The sequence below is a fragment of the Hyphomicrobium sp. CS1BSMeth3 genome, from assembly GCF_900117415.1.
GTDB lineage: Bacteria > Pseudomonadota > Alphaproteobacteria > Rhizobiales > Hyphomicrobiaceae.
Window position 1 is genome coordinate 2,511,910 of sequence record NZ_FPEI01000006.1, and the last position, 17,466, is coordinate 2,529,375.

Annotated in this window: 15 protein-coding genes; 6 read left to right on the top strand and 9 right to left on the bottom strand. The window is 63.5% G+C overall.

Going from position 1 to position 17,466, the window contains the following annotated elements; genetic code table 11:
* Positions 1-732, bottom strand: a complete 732-nt coding sequence (locus tag CS1BSM3_RS26625; RefSeq protein ID WP_072394657.1) for a phosphoadenylyl-sulfate reductase — start codon at positions 730-732, stop codon at positions 1-3.
* A gap of 489 nt (positions 733-1,221) precedes the next feature.
* On the opposite strand from CS1BSM3_RS26625, the gene CS1BSM3_RS26630 reads away from it, so the two are divergent.
* The 4 genes from CS1BSM3_RS26630 (at position 1,222) to CS1BSM3_RS26645 (ending at position 5,271) form a co-directional block, all read left to right on the top strand.
* The gene (locus CS1BSM3_RS26630) at positions 1,222-2,205 is read left to right on the top strand and encodes an aliphatic sulfonate ABC transporter substrate-binding protein (protein ID WP_072393238.1); all 984 of its coding nucleotides are present in this window, start codon (positions 1,222-1,224) and stop codon (positions 2,203-2,205) included.
* Entirely contained in the window at positions 2,202-3,062 is an 861-nt protein-coding gene (locus tag CS1BSM3_RS26635) for an ABC transporter permease subunit (protein WP_083528926.1), read from the top strand. The genes CS1BSM3_RS26630 and CS1BSM3_RS26635 overlap by 4 nt, the downstream gene beginning before the upstream one ends.
* 11 nt (positions 3,063-3,073) lie before the next feature.
* On the top strand, positions 3,074-3,847 hold the full coding sequence (locus tag CS1BSM3_RS26640; protein ID WP_072393241.1) for an ATP-binding cassette domain-containing protein: 774 nt from the start codon (positions 3,074-3,076) through the stop codon (positions 3,845-3,847).
* 314 nt (positions 3,848-4,161) lie between these two features.
* Positions 4,162-5,271, top strand: coding sequence for a mandelate racemase/muconate lactonizing enzyme family protein (locus CS1BSM3_RS26645; protein ID WP_072393244.1), 1,110 nt, complete (start codon positions 4,162-4,164; stop codon positions 5,269-5,271).
* 38 nt (positions 5,272-5,309) lie between these two features.
* Here the strand turns inward: CS1BSM3_RS26645 and CS1BSM3_RS26650 are convergent, their stop codons facing one another.
* Positions 5,310-6,212 (bottom strand): HpcH/HpaI aldolase/citrate lyase family protein, encoded by a 903-nt coding sequence (locus CS1BSM3_RS26650; RefSeq protein ID WP_072393247.1) that lies wholly within the window; start codon positions 6,210-6,212, stop codon positions 5,310-5,312.
* 47 nt (positions 6,213-6,259) lie between these two features.
* On the bottom strand, positions 6,260-7,483 hold the full coding sequence (locus tag CS1BSM3_RS26655; RefSeq protein ID WP_072393250.1) for a CaiB/BaiF CoA transferase family protein: 1,224 nt from the start codon (positions 7,481-7,483) through the stop codon (positions 6,260-6,262).
* A gap of 332 nt (positions 7,484-7,815) precedes the next feature.
* Here CS1BSM3_RS26655 and CS1BSM3_RS26660 point away from each other — a divergent pair, with 332 nt between their 5' ends.
* Both CS1BSM3_RS26660 and CS1BSM3_RS26665 read left to right on the top strand, forming a co-directional pair.
* Entirely contained in the window at positions 7,816-8,592 is a 777-nt protein-coding gene (locus CS1BSM3_RS26660; protein WP_072393253.1) for an IclR family transcriptional regulator, read from the top strand.
* Positions 8,589-9,341 (top strand): IclR family transcriptional regulator, encoded by a 753-nt coding sequence (locus CS1BSM3_RS26665; protein WP_072393255.1) that lies wholly within the window; start codon positions 8,589-8,591, stop codon positions 9,339-9,341. Before CS1BSM3_RS26660 ends, CS1BSM3_RS26665 begins: the two co-directional genes overlap by 4 nt.
* A gap of 67 nt (positions 9,342-9,408) precedes the next feature.
* Here the strand turns inward: CS1BSM3_RS26665 and CS1BSM3_RS26670 are convergent, their stop codons facing one another.
* The 6 genes from CS1BSM3_RS26670 to CS1BSM3_RS26695 form a co-directional block, all read right to left on the bottom strand.
* Positions 9,409-10,551: an NADH:flavin oxidoreductase/NADH oxidase gene (locus CS1BSM3_RS26670; RefSeq protein WP_072393258.1), complete on the bottom strand. Its 1,143-nt coding sequence runs from the start codon at positions 10,549-10,551 to the stop codon at positions 9,409-9,411.
* 9 nt (positions 10,552-10,560) lie between these two features.
* On the bottom strand, positions 10,561-12,702 hold the full coding sequence (locus CS1BSM3_RS26675; RefSeq protein ID WP_072393261.1) for a CaiB/BaiF CoA transferase family protein: 2,142 nt from the start codon (positions 12,700-12,702) through the stop codon (positions 10,561-10,563).
* Complete coding sequence (locus tag CS1BSM3_RS26680; protein ID WP_072393264.1) at positions 12,702-14,210, bottom strand: tripartite tricarboxylate transporter permease; 1,509 nt, start codon at positions 14,208-14,210, stop codon at positions 12,702-12,704. Before CS1BSM3_RS26680 ends, CS1BSM3_RS26675 begins: the two co-directional genes overlap by 1 nt.
* 26 nt (positions 14,211-14,236) lie before the next feature.
* Positions 14,237-14,704: a tripartite tricarboxylate transporter TctB family protein gene (locus CS1BSM3_RS26685; RefSeq protein WP_072393267.1), complete on the bottom strand. Its 468-nt coding sequence runs from the start codon at positions 14,702-14,704 to the stop codon at positions 14,237-14,239.
* 124 nt (positions 14,705-14,828) lie between these two features.
* Entirely contained in the window at positions 14,829-15,806 is a 978-nt protein-coding gene (locus CS1BSM3_RS26690) for a Bug family tripartite tricarboxylate transporter substrate binding protein (RefSeq protein WP_174263796.1), read from the bottom strand.
* A gap of 76 nt (positions 15,807-15,882) precedes the next feature.
* Entirely contained in the window at positions 15,883-17,265 is a 1,383-nt protein-coding gene (locus tag CS1BSM3_RS26695) for an MmgE/PrpD family protein (RefSeq protein WP_072393275.1), read from the bottom strand.
* Positions 17,266-17,466: the final 201 nt, after the last annotated feature.

Here is a 17,466-nt window from a genome sequence, read left to right on the forward strand (position 1 = left end):
TCATGAGCTTTCAGCGATCGGCCTGTTGTGCAGGCCGCACTCCTTGCCATCTTCGTTTTCCCACCACCACCGTCCCGCCCGCACATCCTCGCCGGGCCGAACGGGCCGCGTACACGGCTGGCACCCGACGGAGGGATAGCCGCGCGTGTGCAGCGGATTGATCGGGATGTCGTTCGCGGCGATGTAGGCCTCGACCTGCTCCAGCGACCAATCGGCGAGCGGGTTGAGCTTGAGGAGGCCGAGGCCCGTATCGATCTCGGCAAACGGAATGCTGTGGCGCCCGACGGATTGTCCGCGCCGGAGGCCGGTCACCCATCCTCTCGCGCCAGCAAGCGCGCGCTGCAATGGTCGCACCTTGCGCACGTCGCAGCAGGCCTTGCGCGCATCGATGGATGAGCGGAAGCCGTTGATGCCGTCTCTTGCAACCAGACTTTCGAGATCGCGAGCGTTCGGCGCAATCAGGCGAATCCTCGGAGCGTAGCGCCGCTCGCTGCTCTCTATGGTGTCGAGCGTCTCGGGGAAGTGCCGGCCCGTGTCGAGCGTGAAGACATCGATTGCCGCGCCGGTCGTCGCGATGGCATGGAGGATCACCTGATCCTCAACGCCGAGGCTCGTCGAGAATGCAATTTTCCCCGCGACGGCCCGCGCGATAAAGCCGATGCGCGCCTCGAGATGCGTCAGCGCAGCCAGCTCGCGAGAGATGATGTCTGCTTGGGACAGTGATGCTGACACGTGCGCCGACACAGCGAGGAAATTCCAGCGAGGCGCCCATCAAAGGGCCTTTCATAGAAATATATCCTACAACTGCGCGCGTATATGGCCTGCGCTTAGAACATTATCGCGCATGATCATGCCCCAATGGAATAAGCAGAGATCGCATCGGCTTGGTGAAGGAGCCGAGCCTTCGTAGCTCCATCATGCGCGTCCAATTGAAGCTTGATCTCACGCGCATCCGGCACGCGCTCGGCAGATGAGGCACGCAGAAATTCCGCGGCCCGGATGCAATTGGTTTTCCTTCATCCCGAGCTGCGCGAGCAGCCAGATTCTGCGCCGGCCAGGACACGCGAGTGCGCGTTCCCGCCAAAGTCGATCGCCTGCAAAAGAGCAACGGCGCGCGTCCGCCGGCCTCCACTAAGCAACGCAAAAATTGTTGGTTTGGCTTGCGTCAGGTCCTGCCTAGCCTCGCCGCATGTCATCCATCTTATGGCTGTGGAGCAAGAAATGACGAGTCACTCACGCAGACAATTCCTGGGAGCCGCCGCGTCTGTCGCCGGTGCAGCAAGCTTCCCCGCGATACTGAGCGGGCGCGCCGGCGCCTCGACGCCGAAGGCACCCAAGGAATTCAAGGTCGGCTGGCAGAAGGGCACGGCGATCCTCGTGCTCGCCAAGCACAATCAGGTATTCGAAAAGCGCCTGAAGTCGTTCGGTGTCGAGAGCGTGAAGTGGGTCGAGTTCCAGTTCGGGCCACCCCTGCTAGAGGGCCTCGGTCTCGGTGCCGTCGACATCGGCGCGGTTGGCGACACGCCGCCCATCTTCGCGCAGGTCGCGGGGGCCAAGCTCGTCTATGCGGCGACGACTCCGGCGGGGCAGAACGCGATCCTGGTGCCGAAGGACTCGCCCATCAAGACCGTCGCCGATCTCAAGGGCAAGCGCGTCGCATTCGGCAAGGGGTCGAGCTCTCACAACGTGACGGTGCGTGCCCTCGCCCATGCAGGCCTGACGCCCAAGGACATCACCGAGGTCTATCTCGCGCCTGCTGATGCGACGGCAGCCTTCAACGGCGGTCGTGTCGATGCCTGGACGGTCTGGGATCCCTACTTCGCGATCGCCGAACAGAAGTACAACGCGCGCGTCCTGATCGACACCAAGGCCGATCACCTCAAGAGCCATTCCTACTGGCTCGCCAATCGCGGATTTGCCGAGAGCTACCCCGCTGTACTGACCGCAGCCTTGGAGGAGCTGGGCAAGCTGGTCGCCTGGGCCGGCAACAACCGCAAAGAATTCGCGGAGTTCTACGCGAAGGAAACCGGTGTGGAGTTGGAGCCGATCCGGGCCGCTTTCGAGCGCGCAGAGTATGCCTGGGGCCCATTGACGGACGTGCACATCAGGTCGCAGCAGGATCTGGCAGCGACCTTCCACGGACTTGGCATCGTGCCGAAGAAGGTTGATCCCAGCGAGATCGTGTGGAAGGCGCCGACGCAATGACCACGACCACAACCAGTGTTCTGCCAGTCGAGGCGCGGCGAGACGAAGCCGCGCCTCGGCGGGAGGTGCCCGCTTGGCTGAAGGGTTCGCGCCGCTGGCTTGCCGACGCAGGTGCGGGCTGGCTGCTGCCCTTCGGTCTGCTCGCAGTTTGGGAGGCAGCGGCGCGCCTGGATTTGCTGACCGAAACCATCCTGCCTGCGCCGAGTGCGGTGTTGCTTGCGGCCTGGACGCTGCTGCTGAAAGGCGAGCTCCTTACGCACATCGGCGTCAGCGGTGCGCGAGCGCTGGCCGGCTTCGCGGTTGGTGGCCTGATCGGCTTCGGCCTCGGCCTGGCCAATGGCCTGTCGGCAGCAAGCCGTACGCTCACCGACACGACACTACAGATGATCCGTAACGTACCGCACCTCGCGCTGGTGCCGCTGGTAATCATCTGGTTCGGCATCGATGAAGGCGCGAAGCTGTTTCTGGTGGCGCTCGGCGTATTCTTCCCGATCTACGTCAACACGCTGCTCGGCATCCTTACGGTTGATCCACAGCTCATCGAGATGGGGCGTGCCTACGGCATGTCGAACACCGCCCTGTTCCGCCGCGTGCTGCTGCCCGGTGCGCTGCCGTCGATCTTCGTCGGCGTGCGATATGGCCTCGGCATCATGTGGCTGACGCTGATCGTGGCGGAGACCATCGCGGCCTCGTCCGGCCTGGGCTACATGGCCATGCAGGCGCGCGAGTTCCTGCTCGTCGATATCGTCGTGCTGGCCATCATCATCTATGCCTTGCTCGGCAAGCTTGCCGACAGCGTGGCGCGCGCGCTCGAGCGTCGCTGTCTTCAGTGGCATCCCTCGTTCCGCAATAGCTGAGGAAGCAGCCCATGAGCGAAAATCAGCAATCACGCCGCGGCGCGGCTTTGCGCCTGACCGGCGTCGGCCGCGACTTCGGTGCCAATACGGTGTTGCGCGGTGTGGACCTGCAGGTAGCCGCCGGCGAGTTCGTCGCGATAATCGGCCGAAGCGGCTGCGGCAAGAGCACGCTGTTGCGCCTTCTTGCCGGACTGGATCGGCCGACCCGCGGCCGCATTGCGCTCGGCACGGGTGAGGCATCAGGCAGCGCGCGCATCATGTTCCAGGAGCCGCGACTGCTCCCTTGGGCGCGCGTGGTCGAGAATGTCGAAGTGGGCGTGTCGGAGGCGGAAGCGCCTGCGGCGCGTCGGGCGCGTGCGCTGGCGTTACTGGGCGAGGTCGGTCTTGCCGATCGCGCGGAGGAGTGGCCTGGCGTTCTTTCGGGCGGGCAGCGGCAGCGCGTCGCGCTCGCGCGTGCCCTGGCCAGCCGGCCGGAGCTCCTGTTGCTCGATGAACCGCTCGGCGCACTGGATGCTCTGACGCGTATCGAAATGCAGCGCTTGCTGGAGCGCATCTGGCAGCATCAGGGCTTCACGGCCGTGCTCGTGACGCACGACGTGAGCGAAGCGCTGGCACTCGCCGACCGCGTCGTTCTGATCGATCGCGGGACCATTGCACTGGACCTGCGTGTGGACGTGCCGCGCCCGCGCCGGCGGGATCGGCCCGAACTCGGCGCCATGGAAGAGCAGATCTTGGATCGGCTCTTTGACGGAGCCACCACGAGCCCAGCCACAGCCGCAGCCTGAGCTTCGGCAGTTGTCAGCCTGCCCGATAGTGAGCCTATCGGCCGCGATGGACGTCAGCTCCCGGAGCTGACGTCGAGCGCTCTGGACCTGCTCTGAAACGAGCCGCGAGCGCATCCATCTCCAGAAACGCACCTGCTAGTCAGGCGCACGCCAAGCCCGGCGTGCGCCGCATCGGCGTTTCGAAGTGCACAGCTCGATTGCATTGAAGTCGGCCGCCGCCATTCTCCGACATATTGGCCTCGAAGCATCAAAGCGATAAAGGTCGTGCTTGCGCTCCGGCGAAGAGATCACGGCAAGGCCCAGGGGGAAACAGCATGAAGATTACAAAAATAGAGACGATCGCCTTGACCGTGCCGCTACTGCGACCGGCGGTGATCGCCAGCGGTTCCGCCAGCACCGGCTTTCACGTTCTCATCCGCATCCACACGGATGCCGGCCTCATCGGCCTCGGCGAAGCCTCCCCCATTGCCTCGACAGACGCCGATACGCCCGGCTCCATCGTCGAGGTCGTGAACAAACGCATCGCGCCGCGCCTCGCCGGCTGCGACCCGCGTCGCACGCAGGAATGCCTCGCGCTGATCCACACAGCCATTCCCGGAAATCAGTGCGCCAAGGCCGGCGTGGACATCGCCCTTCACGATCTCGTCGGCAAGGCGCTCGGCGTGCCCGTCTACCAGCTTCTCGGCGGGCGCTGCCGCGACGCGATCAATGTCATTGAAGCCGATATATGGATCGACACCCCCGAGGCGATGGCGACCATGGCCAAGGAGGCGGCCGGCCGCGGGGTGTCAGCCTTCGAGATCAAGATCGGCAAGGACCCCGCTGTCGATCTCCAGCGTGTTGCGGCAATCCGAAAGGCAGTGGGACCCGGCGCCCGCCTGCGCATCGACTGCAACGAAGGATATGCCGCGGGAACCGAGCTCAGAGTGCTCCGCGCGATGGAAGCGCTGGATCTCGTCTACATCGAGCAGCCTGTGCCGAGGTGGGACATCGACGGCATGCGCCGTCTCGCCGATGCCTTGGATACGCCGATCTGCGCCGACCAGGGCGCCTACACGCCACAGGACGTCATGCGCCTGCTCTCGTGCGGTGCGGCTGACCTGATCTGCATCAAGATCCCGAAATCCGGCCTCTTCCATGCCTCGACAATCAACGCCATATGCGAAACCGCGGGCGTCAGATGCACGCTCGGGAGCATGTTGCCGCTTGGCATCGGCGCAGCGGCCATCCACCACTTCGCGATCGCCATGCGCAATGTCGACGTGGAAATGGGCGGCGTGTACGGCAGCCCGCTCGACTATTTCGTCGACGATATCGTGCAGGCCTCGACGGTCGCGGCGGACGGGGCGATCCGCCTCAGCGATGCGCCCGGGCTCGGCGTTTCCGTCGACGAGGAGAAGATCGCCCGTTACCGCCGCACGTGATCATCGCCGCGCGGCTTGGGCCGCCTACGACGACGCGCCTAAAGTGCCGCCGACAGCTCCTTCAGGCGCCGCGCGATCTCCACGTGCTGCGGCAGTACGGCCCTCCCCGCGACGGTGCGTGATGCCGGCCGCGTCGGATCTGCTGCAGCATTGGCACCCAGAATCTGATCGGCCCAGACGAGCTCCTCCTCCGACGGCGTGAAGACGTCGTTCGCGATGTCGATAAAGGATGGATGATAGAAGTCCACGCCATCAAACCCGAGCCAGCGCGCCGCCTCGGCGTCCGCACGAAAGGCATCGACGTCGGAAAGCAGCTTCGGCCGCAGCGCGTCGATCGCCGAGAGCCCATAGGCGCGCGCCACGGCGAGCACGTGCTGGCGCATATAGAGCAGGTCCTGGTCATGCAGCGGCAGGCGCGAAGCCGCACCGACCGGAATGATGGATAGGCTGTGCGTCTCGCTGGCGTAGTCGAGGCCGCCTGAAATCAGCCCGTTCGTGCGCGGACTGGCCTTGACCATCTCGTGCAGATTGAGAACTGCCGCCGGCGTCTCGATCAACAGTACGACGCCGAGAGTGTCCGGCGCACCGAAGCTGGTCAGCGCGCGCTCGACGACCATCAGGTCCTGCGCATCCCGCACCATGGGGACAACGACCGTCTCGATCGGCAGCCGGACAACGTACGCCAAGTCCTCCATGAACCACTTGCTGTGCGGCCCGTTGATACGGATGGCTCTCTCGCGCGTGGCAAATGCGGATGATGTCAGCGCCTTCTCCAGGACCGTTCGCGCGCGCGATTTCGCTTCGTCGGTATTCGGCACGCCGTCTTCCAGGTCGAGCATGAGGACGTCGACGGGGAAGCTCCGCGCCTTCTCCACCATGGCTTCGACGTTTCCGGGTGTCGGCACGAGCGAGCGGCGCACCCGCAGGCTTGCGTTCTTCATTTCTCAATCCTCTCTAGACGGGAACGGTTTCGCGAGCAGGCCACCGATCAGATGATCTTCTGCTCGCGCAGATGGCGAAGCTCGTCGGCCGAAAGCTCGAGCAGGCCACCGAAGATTTCGTCGTTGTGCTGTCCGAGATCCGGCCCGAGCGACCGGATCGTTCCGGGCGTCTCCGAGAGGCGCGGCAGCACGTTGGGGACGACCACTTTGCCTTCGCGCTGATCGTGCATCTCGACCAGGTTCCCACGAGCCTTGATGTGCTCATCCGCGAAGATGTCGGCGATGCTGTTGATCGGGCCGATGGGCACATCCCCCTCGATGCAGCACGCCATAAGATCATCGAGCGTCATCGTCCGCATCCAATCGGCAACAATGCGGTTGACCTCGCTGCGCCCCGCCTCCCTCTGCGCGACGGTCGCGAAACGATCGGCCCTCACGAGCTCAGGCTGCCCCATGACAGCCGCAAGGCGCTCGAACATCTTGTCGCTCGAGCAGGCCAGCGCCACCCATCGCCCGTCTTTGGTCTCGTAGTGGCTGTGCGGTACGGCATTGACTGTGTCGGCTCCCATGCGCTCACGCACCTCGCCCGTCTTGGCATAGACGGACGCCGTCTCGTCGAGCATCCGGAAAATACCCTCGTAGAGCCCGACATCGACAGCCTGTCCGATGCCATACCGGTTCCTCGCGATGAGCGCCATCAGCGCACCGATCGCGGCATAGGTACCGGTGATATAGTCGGCCAGTGATGTGGAACCGGGAACAACGGGCGGGCGGCCAGGCTCTCCCGCGAGATAGGTCAATCCGCCGAAGCCGTGCGCCACGCGCGCATAGCCCGGGCGATCGCGATATGGACCGTCCTGGCCATAAGCAGAAACGCGGACGAAGATCAGCTCGGGCTTCAGCTTCTTGAGCACGGCGGGGCCCAGTCCCCACTTCTCGAATGTGCCCGGCCTGAAGTTCTCGATCACCACGTCGCACTTCTCGATGAGACGTTTCACGAGCGCATTGCCCTCGGGCTTGCGCAGATCGAGCGTGATCGACTTCTTGTTTCGGGCTTCGTTGAGCCAATTGAGAGTCGAGCCGGTCGCGGTCATGGTTCCGAAGCGTCGCCACGGATCTCCGATCCCCGGAATCTCGAGCTTGATCACCTCGGCGCCAAACTCTCCCAGAATGCTCGCGCAGTACGGCGCAGCGACCATCGTCGCCATGTCCAGAACACGATAGCCCTGCAGCGGCAATGGCTGCTCCGGCGCCTGCGATGTGTCGTTCAAGATTCTACTCCAAGGATATTTGGCAGCACGTGCACCTTGTGCGGTCGAGCAGCTCCCGCCAGTTCCCGTCCGTGCCCTCGATCATCTTCTCCGCCGCGCAACGCCACATGCTCCGCCCGCCGCATGAAGCAGCGCACGCACACTTCTCGCACGACCACTATTCCACTGAATGGAATATATTTTTATTTGATACTATCATCAGTTATGACGTATCTGTCAAACGATCGATCCATGTCGCTGGAGCTCGAATATCGTATTCCATTCAATGGAATATGATTCTGAAATTGGATCGCCGATCGAGCATGGCGATGTTGTGCTGAACGTGAGAGACCATGACCGACAGTCCGGTTTCAAAGGCCTTGGCCGTGCTGAGAACGCTGGCGGAAAAAGAGAACGTCGGCGTCTCCGTGATTGCGAAGGCGACATCGCTCAACGTCAGCACAGTCCACCGCCTGTTGCAGCAGATGACCGACGACAACATGGTCGCGTATGACCCGCATCTGCGCACGTACAGCATCGGAACAGCGGCGGTGCGCTTCGCCACGCAGGTGCTCGCGTCCGGCTCGCCGATTGGGCGCGTGAGGCCCATCATCGTCACATTGGCAAACGAGCTCGCCGAGACCTGCGCCTTCACGATCTACGAGCCCAAGACGTTCTCGAAGATCGTGACCATCGTCGAGCACGGGCCGCAGCCGCTTGGCTATGCTTTCGAGATCGGCAGCCGGGATGGCATCCACGCAGGCGCGAGCGGAACCCCCATCGCGGCCTTCCTGCCTGATGATGAGATCGAGAAGATGCTTCAGCTCCCGCTCGAGCGATTGACGGAGTTCACGATCGTCGATCCCGACGCGCTGCGCCGCAAGTTCCGGCTGATCCGCAAGAATGGATATGCCATGTCGCGCGGCGAGCGCATTCCCGGTGCGGGCGTCGGCATCGGCGCCCCGGTCTTCAACCGGTACGGACGTGTCATCGGCTCCGTGGTCGTCACCATTCCAGCCTTTCGATGGAAGAAGGAACGATTACCGAAAGTCGTGAAGCTGGTGCGGCAGGCCGCCGAGAAAGCGTCTGCAGTCGGAGATCCGTCCCTCTCGCGAGGAATACAGTCATGACGACCGATACCGTAGGGACAGTCGCACGCGCACTATCGGTGCTGAAGGTTATCGCCGAGGCAGACTCCGCCATCGGCGTGAAGGACGTCGCGGCATCGCTCAACCTGCCGATGAGCACATCGCACCGGCTGCTTGACCTTCTTCAACGCGAAGGGTTCGTTGCCAAGGATTTCGAGCGCCGCCGCTATCGGGTCGGTCCGGAGTTCTTCAGGCTGGCGAACATCGTCGGCCAGGACAGCACGCTGGCCACCGTGGTTCAGCCCGCGCTCGAGCGGCTCACAAAGGAAACCGGAGAGACGTCGCTCTTTGCGCTGCACTTGTCCGGCAAGCAGGCCATGTGCTTTGCCGCGAAATGCGACAGCCCGCACACATTGCGATTTCGCGTCCCGCTCTATGAGGATCTCCCGCTCGTGTGGGGGGCTGCTGGTCTCGCGATTCTGGCCTTTCTTCCTGCTGAAGTTCAGGCAGAGGCGCTGAAGCACGCGGCGCCCTCACCACTGACGGGCAGGCGACTGAATCGTGCCGAGTTCCTCGGCGAAATCGAGAAGGTGAAATCCTCGGGCGTCGCGATCACGCGCAACGAAGCCCTGCCAGATGCCGCCGAGATTGCGGCCCCCGTCTACTCCGGATCCAACCACATCGTCGGCTCGATCATGCTGGCCATCCCCGCGCCGCGCTTCTCACAGAGCAAGATCAAGCTCTACTCGGAGATGGTCCGTAACGCGGCGTGGGGCACCTTTATGTACTGACGCGCGGAGAATGCCCTGCAGCTCGATCAACCAGCGGCCCCAGTGATCACGCACTGGCGTCGGGCTTCTACCTGCTCTTTCGCCTCGTGGCCGTTTTTGCCTCGGCAGGCAGTGCCGGCCGCAGGAAATTGCCCTTCCGCATGGAGGGATGAGCGCGCTGATACTGAACCGGGAAGGCAGCCTCGGCCCCGAACTCTGCCGCCGCGTGCCAGGGCCAGCGAGGATTGTAGAGCATCCCGCGGCCGAGCGCGACGAGGTCGGCCTTGCCTTCGCCAATGATCGCTTCAGCCTGACGCGGCTCAGTGATGAGACCCACCGCCATCGTCGCGATGTCGACTTCGCGTCTGATGCGCTCGGCAAACGGCACCTGATAGCCTGGGCCGATGGGGATGTTCTGCTCGGGAACGCAACCGCCGCTGGACGCTGTAACGTAGTCGCAGCCGCGCGCCTTGAGCTCCGTCGCCAGTGTGACGCTGTCCTCGATATCCCAGCCGCCAGGCGTCCAGTCGGTCGCCGAGATGCGCACGCCAATGGGCTTGTGCTGTGGGAAGACCGAGCGTACGGCGTCGTACACTTCCAATACGAAGCGCATTCGGTTCTCGAGCGAACCGCCGTACTTGTCCTTCCGCTGGTTGCTCAGCGGCGACAAGAAATTGTGCAGCAGATAACCGTGCGCGGCATGGATCTCGACCACATCGAGGCCCAGCGCGTCGGCGCGGCGTGCTGCTCTCGCGAACTCCGCGACAAGCTCCGCGATCTCCTCGACCGTAAACGGCTCGGGGGTGGTACGGCCCGGATATGCGATCGCATCTGGCCCTCTGATCTCCCATCCGCCCGCGTCGAGAGGGATCTCGCGCTGGTGCTCCCAGGCTACGGTGACAGAGCCCTTGCGGCCGGCGTGTTGTAGCTGGATACCCAGCCGAGCGCTGCCATGCTTTCGGCAGAACTCGAGAATGGGCGCAAGCCGTTCCGCATGCGCCTCCGACCATAGACCAAGATCACCCGGACTGAGCCGCGCGCCCCGCGTGACGCTCGTGGCCTCGATGATGAGAAGGCCGGCCCCCGAGAGCGACAAGTGACCGAGATGCGTCCGATGCCACTCGGTGGCGAGGCCTTCGTCGGCCGAATACTGCGCCATTGGCGAGACGACTATTCGATTGGGGAGCTCGAGCCCACGAAGCCGAAACGGCGAAAAGAGGAGTGGAGACATGGCGGCATACTACTCTGGTTGGTGATGATGTCCGGGCGAGGCGAGAACGTCGGCATTGTCCCGGCCGAGAGACGGCATGGGACGTTCCACGCAAGCGGGCGTCTGAGAAAGGCGCATGGGACAGCTCAGGAGCGGCCACGCGTGCTCATCACCCGGAGCCGTGAACCAAAGGCGACGAGCTGCCGTCTGAGGAAGGCTCAGCATCTCCGGCGTCGTCAGAACAGCCGAAGCCGCGACTCCGCGTGACTGCAGATAGCTGACGGCCGCCGCTCTCGTCATGCTTCCGGCGACGTCGTCACTTGGTGCTTTACCATCGACAACGATGTGGCCGTCGGCGCAGCGAACAACAGAAGGTTGCCGCCTTGCAGCGCCCCGTCCGTTCCATGCCGTCTGCGTCATCCATGCAGCGATATCCTGCATGGAAAGATCGATCGATTGTCCAAGCCCGCTGCGATCGCGATGAAGGATCGCTCCCACAACAGAGACGCAGGCAAGAATTGCGCCCATGAGATCCGCAATCGAGATGCCCGTCTTCATGGGCACACCGTCAGAGCGGACGACATCCATGATGCCGGACATCGCCTGGATCACCGTGTCGAAGGCCGGCCTGCCAGGATATAGGGAGCGAACGCCGAACCCCGACACCCCCGCGTAGATGAGGCGCGGATTGCGCTCGCTCATCTTCTCGTACGAGAAACCCCGCTTGGCCAACGCGCCCGGTTTGAGGTTCTCGATCAGCACGTCGGCGTCTTCAATCAAGCGCCAGAGTGCACTCGCGCCTTCATCCGTGCGAAGATCGAGGACGATGCTCTTCTTGTCCGAGTTCATGTACGTGAAGAAGTAGCCCTGCCGGCCCTGAACCGGCGGCCATTCACGCGTCGCCTCGCCTTCGGGCGGCTCGACCTTGATCACCTCGGCGCCCAGTGCGGCGAGGTGCTTCGTGCAGAGCGGCACCGTCGTGTAGTGACCAATCTCGATCACTCGCACCCCGGCGAGCGGGCGCGTCGGCACGGTCTGGCTGTTCTGCGCAGGCGCAGTAGCCGAGGAGAGGATCCGCTCGATCGCGCTTCGATCTTCATCCGGTCTGGGGATGCTTTTCGGAGCCTTCCCAGGGCTTCTGCTCATGCTGAGCGGCGATCCAGGAACGAACAGCGTCTTCTCCGTCGCGCGGTCGGTCAGGGAGACGATCATGCGACGCTCGTCGAGGTTCGGCTCGGTCGGATGCTGCCCGATCTGGACCACCGGCCCGCAAGCAACCTGAGCCTTGCTCAGTGCCTCTATGCATTGATCGACGGTGTTCTCGGCAGCCCAGGCCTGAACCGCAGAATCGACTTCGGCGGAATGGCGCACGCGATCGGCGACGCGTGCGAGGCGAGGATCAGCGCCGAGTTCGTCACGCTCCATGATCTGCGTCAGCCTCAGCCACTGCTGATCACTTCCCGCGCATATCAGCAGCCAGCCATCGCTCGCCCGGAAAACATTCCAGGGCGAGATCATGGCATGGCGATTGCCAATCCGATTAACGGCGCTGCTCGTACCAGCAAGAAGGCCGGGCAGGAACGTCGCCATGGCTGCAAAAGCGCAGTCGTAGAGCGCGATCTCGACCGTTTGGCCTTGCCCGGAAATGCGCGCGCACCTCAGCGCCGCCAGCACCGCAGTGGCCGCATACGTGCCCGCCTGGTACTCGACAACCGGCAGGGAGATGTTGACCGGCTTGCTGCCCGCATTTCCGGTCGTATCGATGATCCCCGAGCGCGCCTGGATTGCCAGTTCGTCATCGGCGCGCCCGGCGTCAGGACCAGTCGAGCCATAGGCCGTGATTTCGCAGACGACAGCGCGGGCAGGGCGCGGCACAGTGATCCGGTCGATATCGGGCGAAACCAGAATGATGTCCGCCCGTTCGAGCAAGCTTTCCAGCAACGCTTGGTCAGCAGCCGAATTGCGATCGAGGCACAAGCTCAGCTTGCCGGCCGCAAACTGCTCCCGGCAGGCCCGCTTCGTCGACGGACCGCCAGCCGCAGCACCTTCGATGAAGACCACGGTCGCACCGAGCTGCGCCAGAAGCGAACCGCACACGGACACGCCGATCCGATCGCCCAGCTCGACAACCAGAGTTCCGTCGAGCGCAGCGTTGCTCTGAGGCGTATCCATCAGCCCGCCTCCTCCTCGAACGCCTCCTCGCGCTTTTGTCTAATCGAAGGCAAAAGCACGATCAGGAGCAGGACGACCGCGACGGCCAGCATGGTGGCGCTGATCGGCCGCGTGAAGAACACCGTCGCATCGCCGCGCGAGAGCAGGAGTGTGCGCCGCAGGAACTCCTCCATCATCGGTCCGAGGACAAACGCGAGGAGCAGCGGCGCGGGCTCTGCATCGATCTTCCGGAACACATAGCCAAGCAGCCCGAAGATCGCCATCAGGTACACGTCGAAGGTCGAATTGCTCAGCGAGAAGACGCCGATCGAGCAGAAGGCGACGATCATCGGATACAGGAGATGGTAGGGGATGGAGATCATCCGGACCCACAAGCCGATGAGCGGGAGGTTCAGTGCCAGCAACATCAGGTTGCCGACCCACATCGAAACGATGAGCCCCCAAAACAGCTTCGGCTGCTCCGTCATGACCGACGGCCCAGGCTGAATGCCCTGGATGATCATCGCGCCGATCATGAGGGCCATCACGGGGTTCGATGGCACGCCCAGGGTCAGCATCGGAATGAACGATGTCTGCGCGCCCGCGTTGTTGGCGGACTCCGGCGCCGCTACTCCCTCAATGGCCCCCTTGCCGAACTCCGCCGAATTTGGCGACACCTTCTTCTCGAGCGAGTAGGCGCCGAATGAGGCAAGCATGGCGCCACCGCCCGGTAGGATCCCGAGGATTGAGCCGAGCACAGTGCCTCTGAAGATCGGCCCGATGATGCGGCGCCAATCCTCGCGCGTGGGCATCAGACCCGTGACGCGCTTAGCCAGCAGCTCTCGCTTCGATTCGTTCTCGAGATTGGCCACGATCTCGCCGATGCCGAAGATCCCCATGGCCACGATGACGAAGTCGATTCCATCGGCAAGCTTCGGCAGGTCGAAGGTGTAGCGTTCGCTGCCAGACGTGATGTCTGTGCCGACCAGCCCGAGAAACAGGCCGAGAACGATCATCGCCAGCGCGTGCAGAAGCGATCCGCGCGCCAGGACGATGGAGGCAATGAGGCCGAGCACCATCAGGGAGAAATACTCGGCCGGTCCGAACTTCAGCGCGATGCTGGCAAGCGGCGGCGCGAAGAAGATGATGACGAACGTCGCGATCGTGCCGGCGATGAACGAGCCGATCGCCGCCGTGGCGAGGGCGCGACCTGCCTTGCCCTGGCGCGCCATTTGATAGCCGTCCAACGCCGTCACGACGGACGAGGACTCGCCGGGGAGATTGACAAGGATCGCGGTCGTCGAGCCGCCGTACTGCGCACCGTAGTAGATGCCGGCCAGCATGATCAGCGCCGACTCCGGCGGCAGTCCGAACGTGATCGGCAGCAGCATTGCGATCGTCGCAACAGGGCCGAGACCGGGCAGCACGCCGACGGCCGTGCCGAAGAAGACACCGACGAGGCAGTAGAGAAGGTTGATCGGCGTGAGAGCGGTCTCGAGACCGATCCACAGGTTGCCTAGGAGGTCCACGCGGACGCCTTTCTTATTGAGTTGGCTTAGCCGGCGTTGAACCAGCTTCCGACGAGGGGCATCGGCACCCCCAGCGCCTTTACGAACAAAAGCGCGCCGGCAGCGATGAAGGCGATGAGTCCGAGAGCAGCGGACCATTCGAAGCGGAACTCGCGGCTCGCGCTGGCACTCATCAGGATGGAGGCAAACATCGCGATGATGAAGCCGGCCCGCTCGACGAGCAGGCCGAAGAGCACGACCGAGCCGACGATCAGCAGCGCCGGCTTGAGCGCGAATTTGGTGACCTGCTCGCCTGGAACGATGAATGCGCGCGCCAACGTCGCGATGCCGAAAACCAGCAGCAACGAAGACAGAATGATCGGAAAGTAACCGGGCCCCATCTGACCAGCCCGGCCCATCGGGTAATCACTTCCGACGATCAGCCCGAACAGCGCGGCAGCCAGATAGATGACCCCGCTCCAGAAATCCTTGGGACTGCGGATGAGAGACATCATCCTGCTCCTCTCACGTTCGCTCAGCTTCGCGTTACGTCGTTACGTCAAACGACGTGAAATCCAGGCCACGCCACCTCGGAGGAAGAATTTTCACCCGAGGTGGCAGCGTACTCCTGGCTACAGCTCAGTTCTCGGCCTTCATGCCAGTGCGGTCGGCGACGCCGTTCCACTTCTTGACCTCAGAGGTGACGAAGGCCACGAACTCCTCCGGCGTGGAGGCAGCCGGCACCGCGCCAAGATCCGAAAGTCGCTTGACGACATCCGGGTCCTTGAGTGCCGCGGCGAACTGCGCGTTGAGCGTGTCGACGATATTCTTCGGCAGGCCCGCGGGACCGATCAAGCCCTGCCAGTCGGGGACGTCGAAGCCCGGAACGAGCTTCGCAGTCGGCTCGACGTCGGGGAGCGCATCGATCTTTTTACTGCTGCCCATGGCCAGCGGGACCATCGCCTTGTTCTTGATGTGCCCAAGCGCAGAAGGCGTCGTCGCGAACAATCCGGAAATCTCGCCAGAAACGACAGCCGCCGTAGAGAGACCACCCGAACGATACGGGACATGGATGGTCTGAATGCCTGTTTCCGCCTTGAAGAGTTCGCCGGCGAGATGGTTGACAGTGCCGTAGCCCGCTGAGCCGAGGGAGAGCGTGCCTGGATTGGCTTTAGCGCGGTCAATGAACTCCTGCAGCGTGTTAATGCCGAGAGAAGGCGGCACGACCAGCACTGTCGGGATATCCGCCGTACGCGTGATCAGGGTGAAGTCCTTGAGAGGATCGTACGGAATCTTCTTGTGCCGATAGAGGGCCGGATTGGCGCCAAAGCCGATCGTCGTGACGAGCACCGTATAGCCGTCAGGACGTGCCTCTCGCACGGCGCTGAGGCCGATGAGGCCGCCACCGCCCGCGCGATTCTCAACGACAACCGGCTGCCCGATGGTCTCGGTGACCTTCGCCGCCAGAATGCGGGAGACAACATCCGTAGCACCACCCGGCGCAAACGGGATGATGAGCTTTATCGGCTTCTCGGGCTTCCAGTCGGCCGCTTGCGCGCCGCCCGTGAACGCGAGCAGCGCTGCTGCCGCGAGAGCGGAATGAATCTTCCTGAACATAGACATTTCCTCCTTGCTGTTTTCGCAGCCCGCTTCGAAAAGCCAGCCGTGCCTTCTAGGGAACGACGCGTGTGCGTCAGTGCGACTTTGCAGACGGGGATCGCCCGGCCGGACTGCTTTCGCCAGAGAGGCGCTCAATGGCGCGGAGGCCCTTCTGGCTGCCCGAACCGAACTGTCTCAGATCTTCGAAGAGAGCGTCGGCCTCGCCGCCCGCGCCAACCAGCCCCGCGAGCTTCGCCCGCATGTCGTCCCACGTCATGGGATTGCCGGGATGCCCCTTCGCGATGGCGATCTCTGCGCGGCGTTCCTCGCCACTCTTGAAGCCGACTGTGACCGCCGCTGACGAGTATCCATGCGACGCGCTGTTGATGGCATCGACCTTCTGCGCCGTCTCCAGGATCCGAGGCTCCGGGCGGAAAGGCTCGGCGAAGTCCGCCGCGGAGAGCGGACGGCCATGAAGCGCCAATGCCAGGCAGTACTTGATGTCGAATTTTCCCTCGAGCGATGAAGCCGGCGTGCCCGTCTTGGCACCCGTGATCTGATGGGCCAGGGCGCCGATGTCCGCGCGCACCTTGGATACACGGCCGACCTCGTCGGAGGTCAGCGCCAGTGATCGCGCCGCATCGATCGCCGGATGCGTCAGGTGGCAGGCGGCATAGGGCTTGAAGCTGTTATTCAGGATCTCCCATTCAGTGAAATCCGCGACGGCGATCGTCGCCGCGCGATCCTGAATAATCGCTGTTGCGAGGGCCCCACCCGGATTGAGAAGCTCGGTTGCCGCCTTGAAACCAGCAGCCGCGAGTTGGGCCGATAGCACACCATCCATCGCGGCCTTGCCCGCATGGAAGGGCTTCGACATCGTCCCGAACGAGCCGACGAGACCGCTCGCCTGCGTCGCGGCAACGCCAAGCGCGTGCTGGGCCGCACCCTCGTCCAGTCGCAAGAGCACTGCGCAAGCTGCTGCAGCGCCGAGGCGGCCAAAGACACCTGTCGCGTGAAAGCCCCGGGCCGTTACCGTTTCGCCAAGTCCGTATCCAACGCGCGCCGCCACCTCGAAACCGGTGATGAAGGCGGTCAGCATTTCCTCTTCGGAAGCACCAACTTCCTGGCCGAGTGCCAGAGTAGCCGCCCACAACGGTGCACTGGTGTGCGTGTTCGCCTTGACGTAAGTGTCGTCAAAATCAAGGCAATGCGCGAGTGTGCCGTTGCAAAGCGCTGCACCGGTCGCACCGGATTGACCGCCGATGAGAAGGGTGGAGCGTCCGGGAATGCGCCAGCCGTCGACCACCGCGTGCACGCTTCTGCCCGCCTCCTCAGACCGAGCTCCCATGCATACTGCTACCCAATCGACGAGGCACATGCGTGCCGCCTCGATGACGTCCGCCGGTATGGCGCGCGAGCGAGCGGCACCGATATAGCGCGCGATTGCGATGCCATTCGAGGCATTGTCGATCTTCACTCTCCGAGCCTCCTCCCGAACCCTTTTTCTTCGCACGACAAGACGCTCGATCGCGGAAGCGCGATCGTCTGGCCCCTATGGGATCTCCAGAAATTCAGTCTCGGCGCCGAGCTAGGCCGTGCATTTCGCGGCGGAGGATAGCCACAATCGTTCGGTCAGGTACCGCCACGATCGGAATAGCAGCCATATTGGCGTACGCAT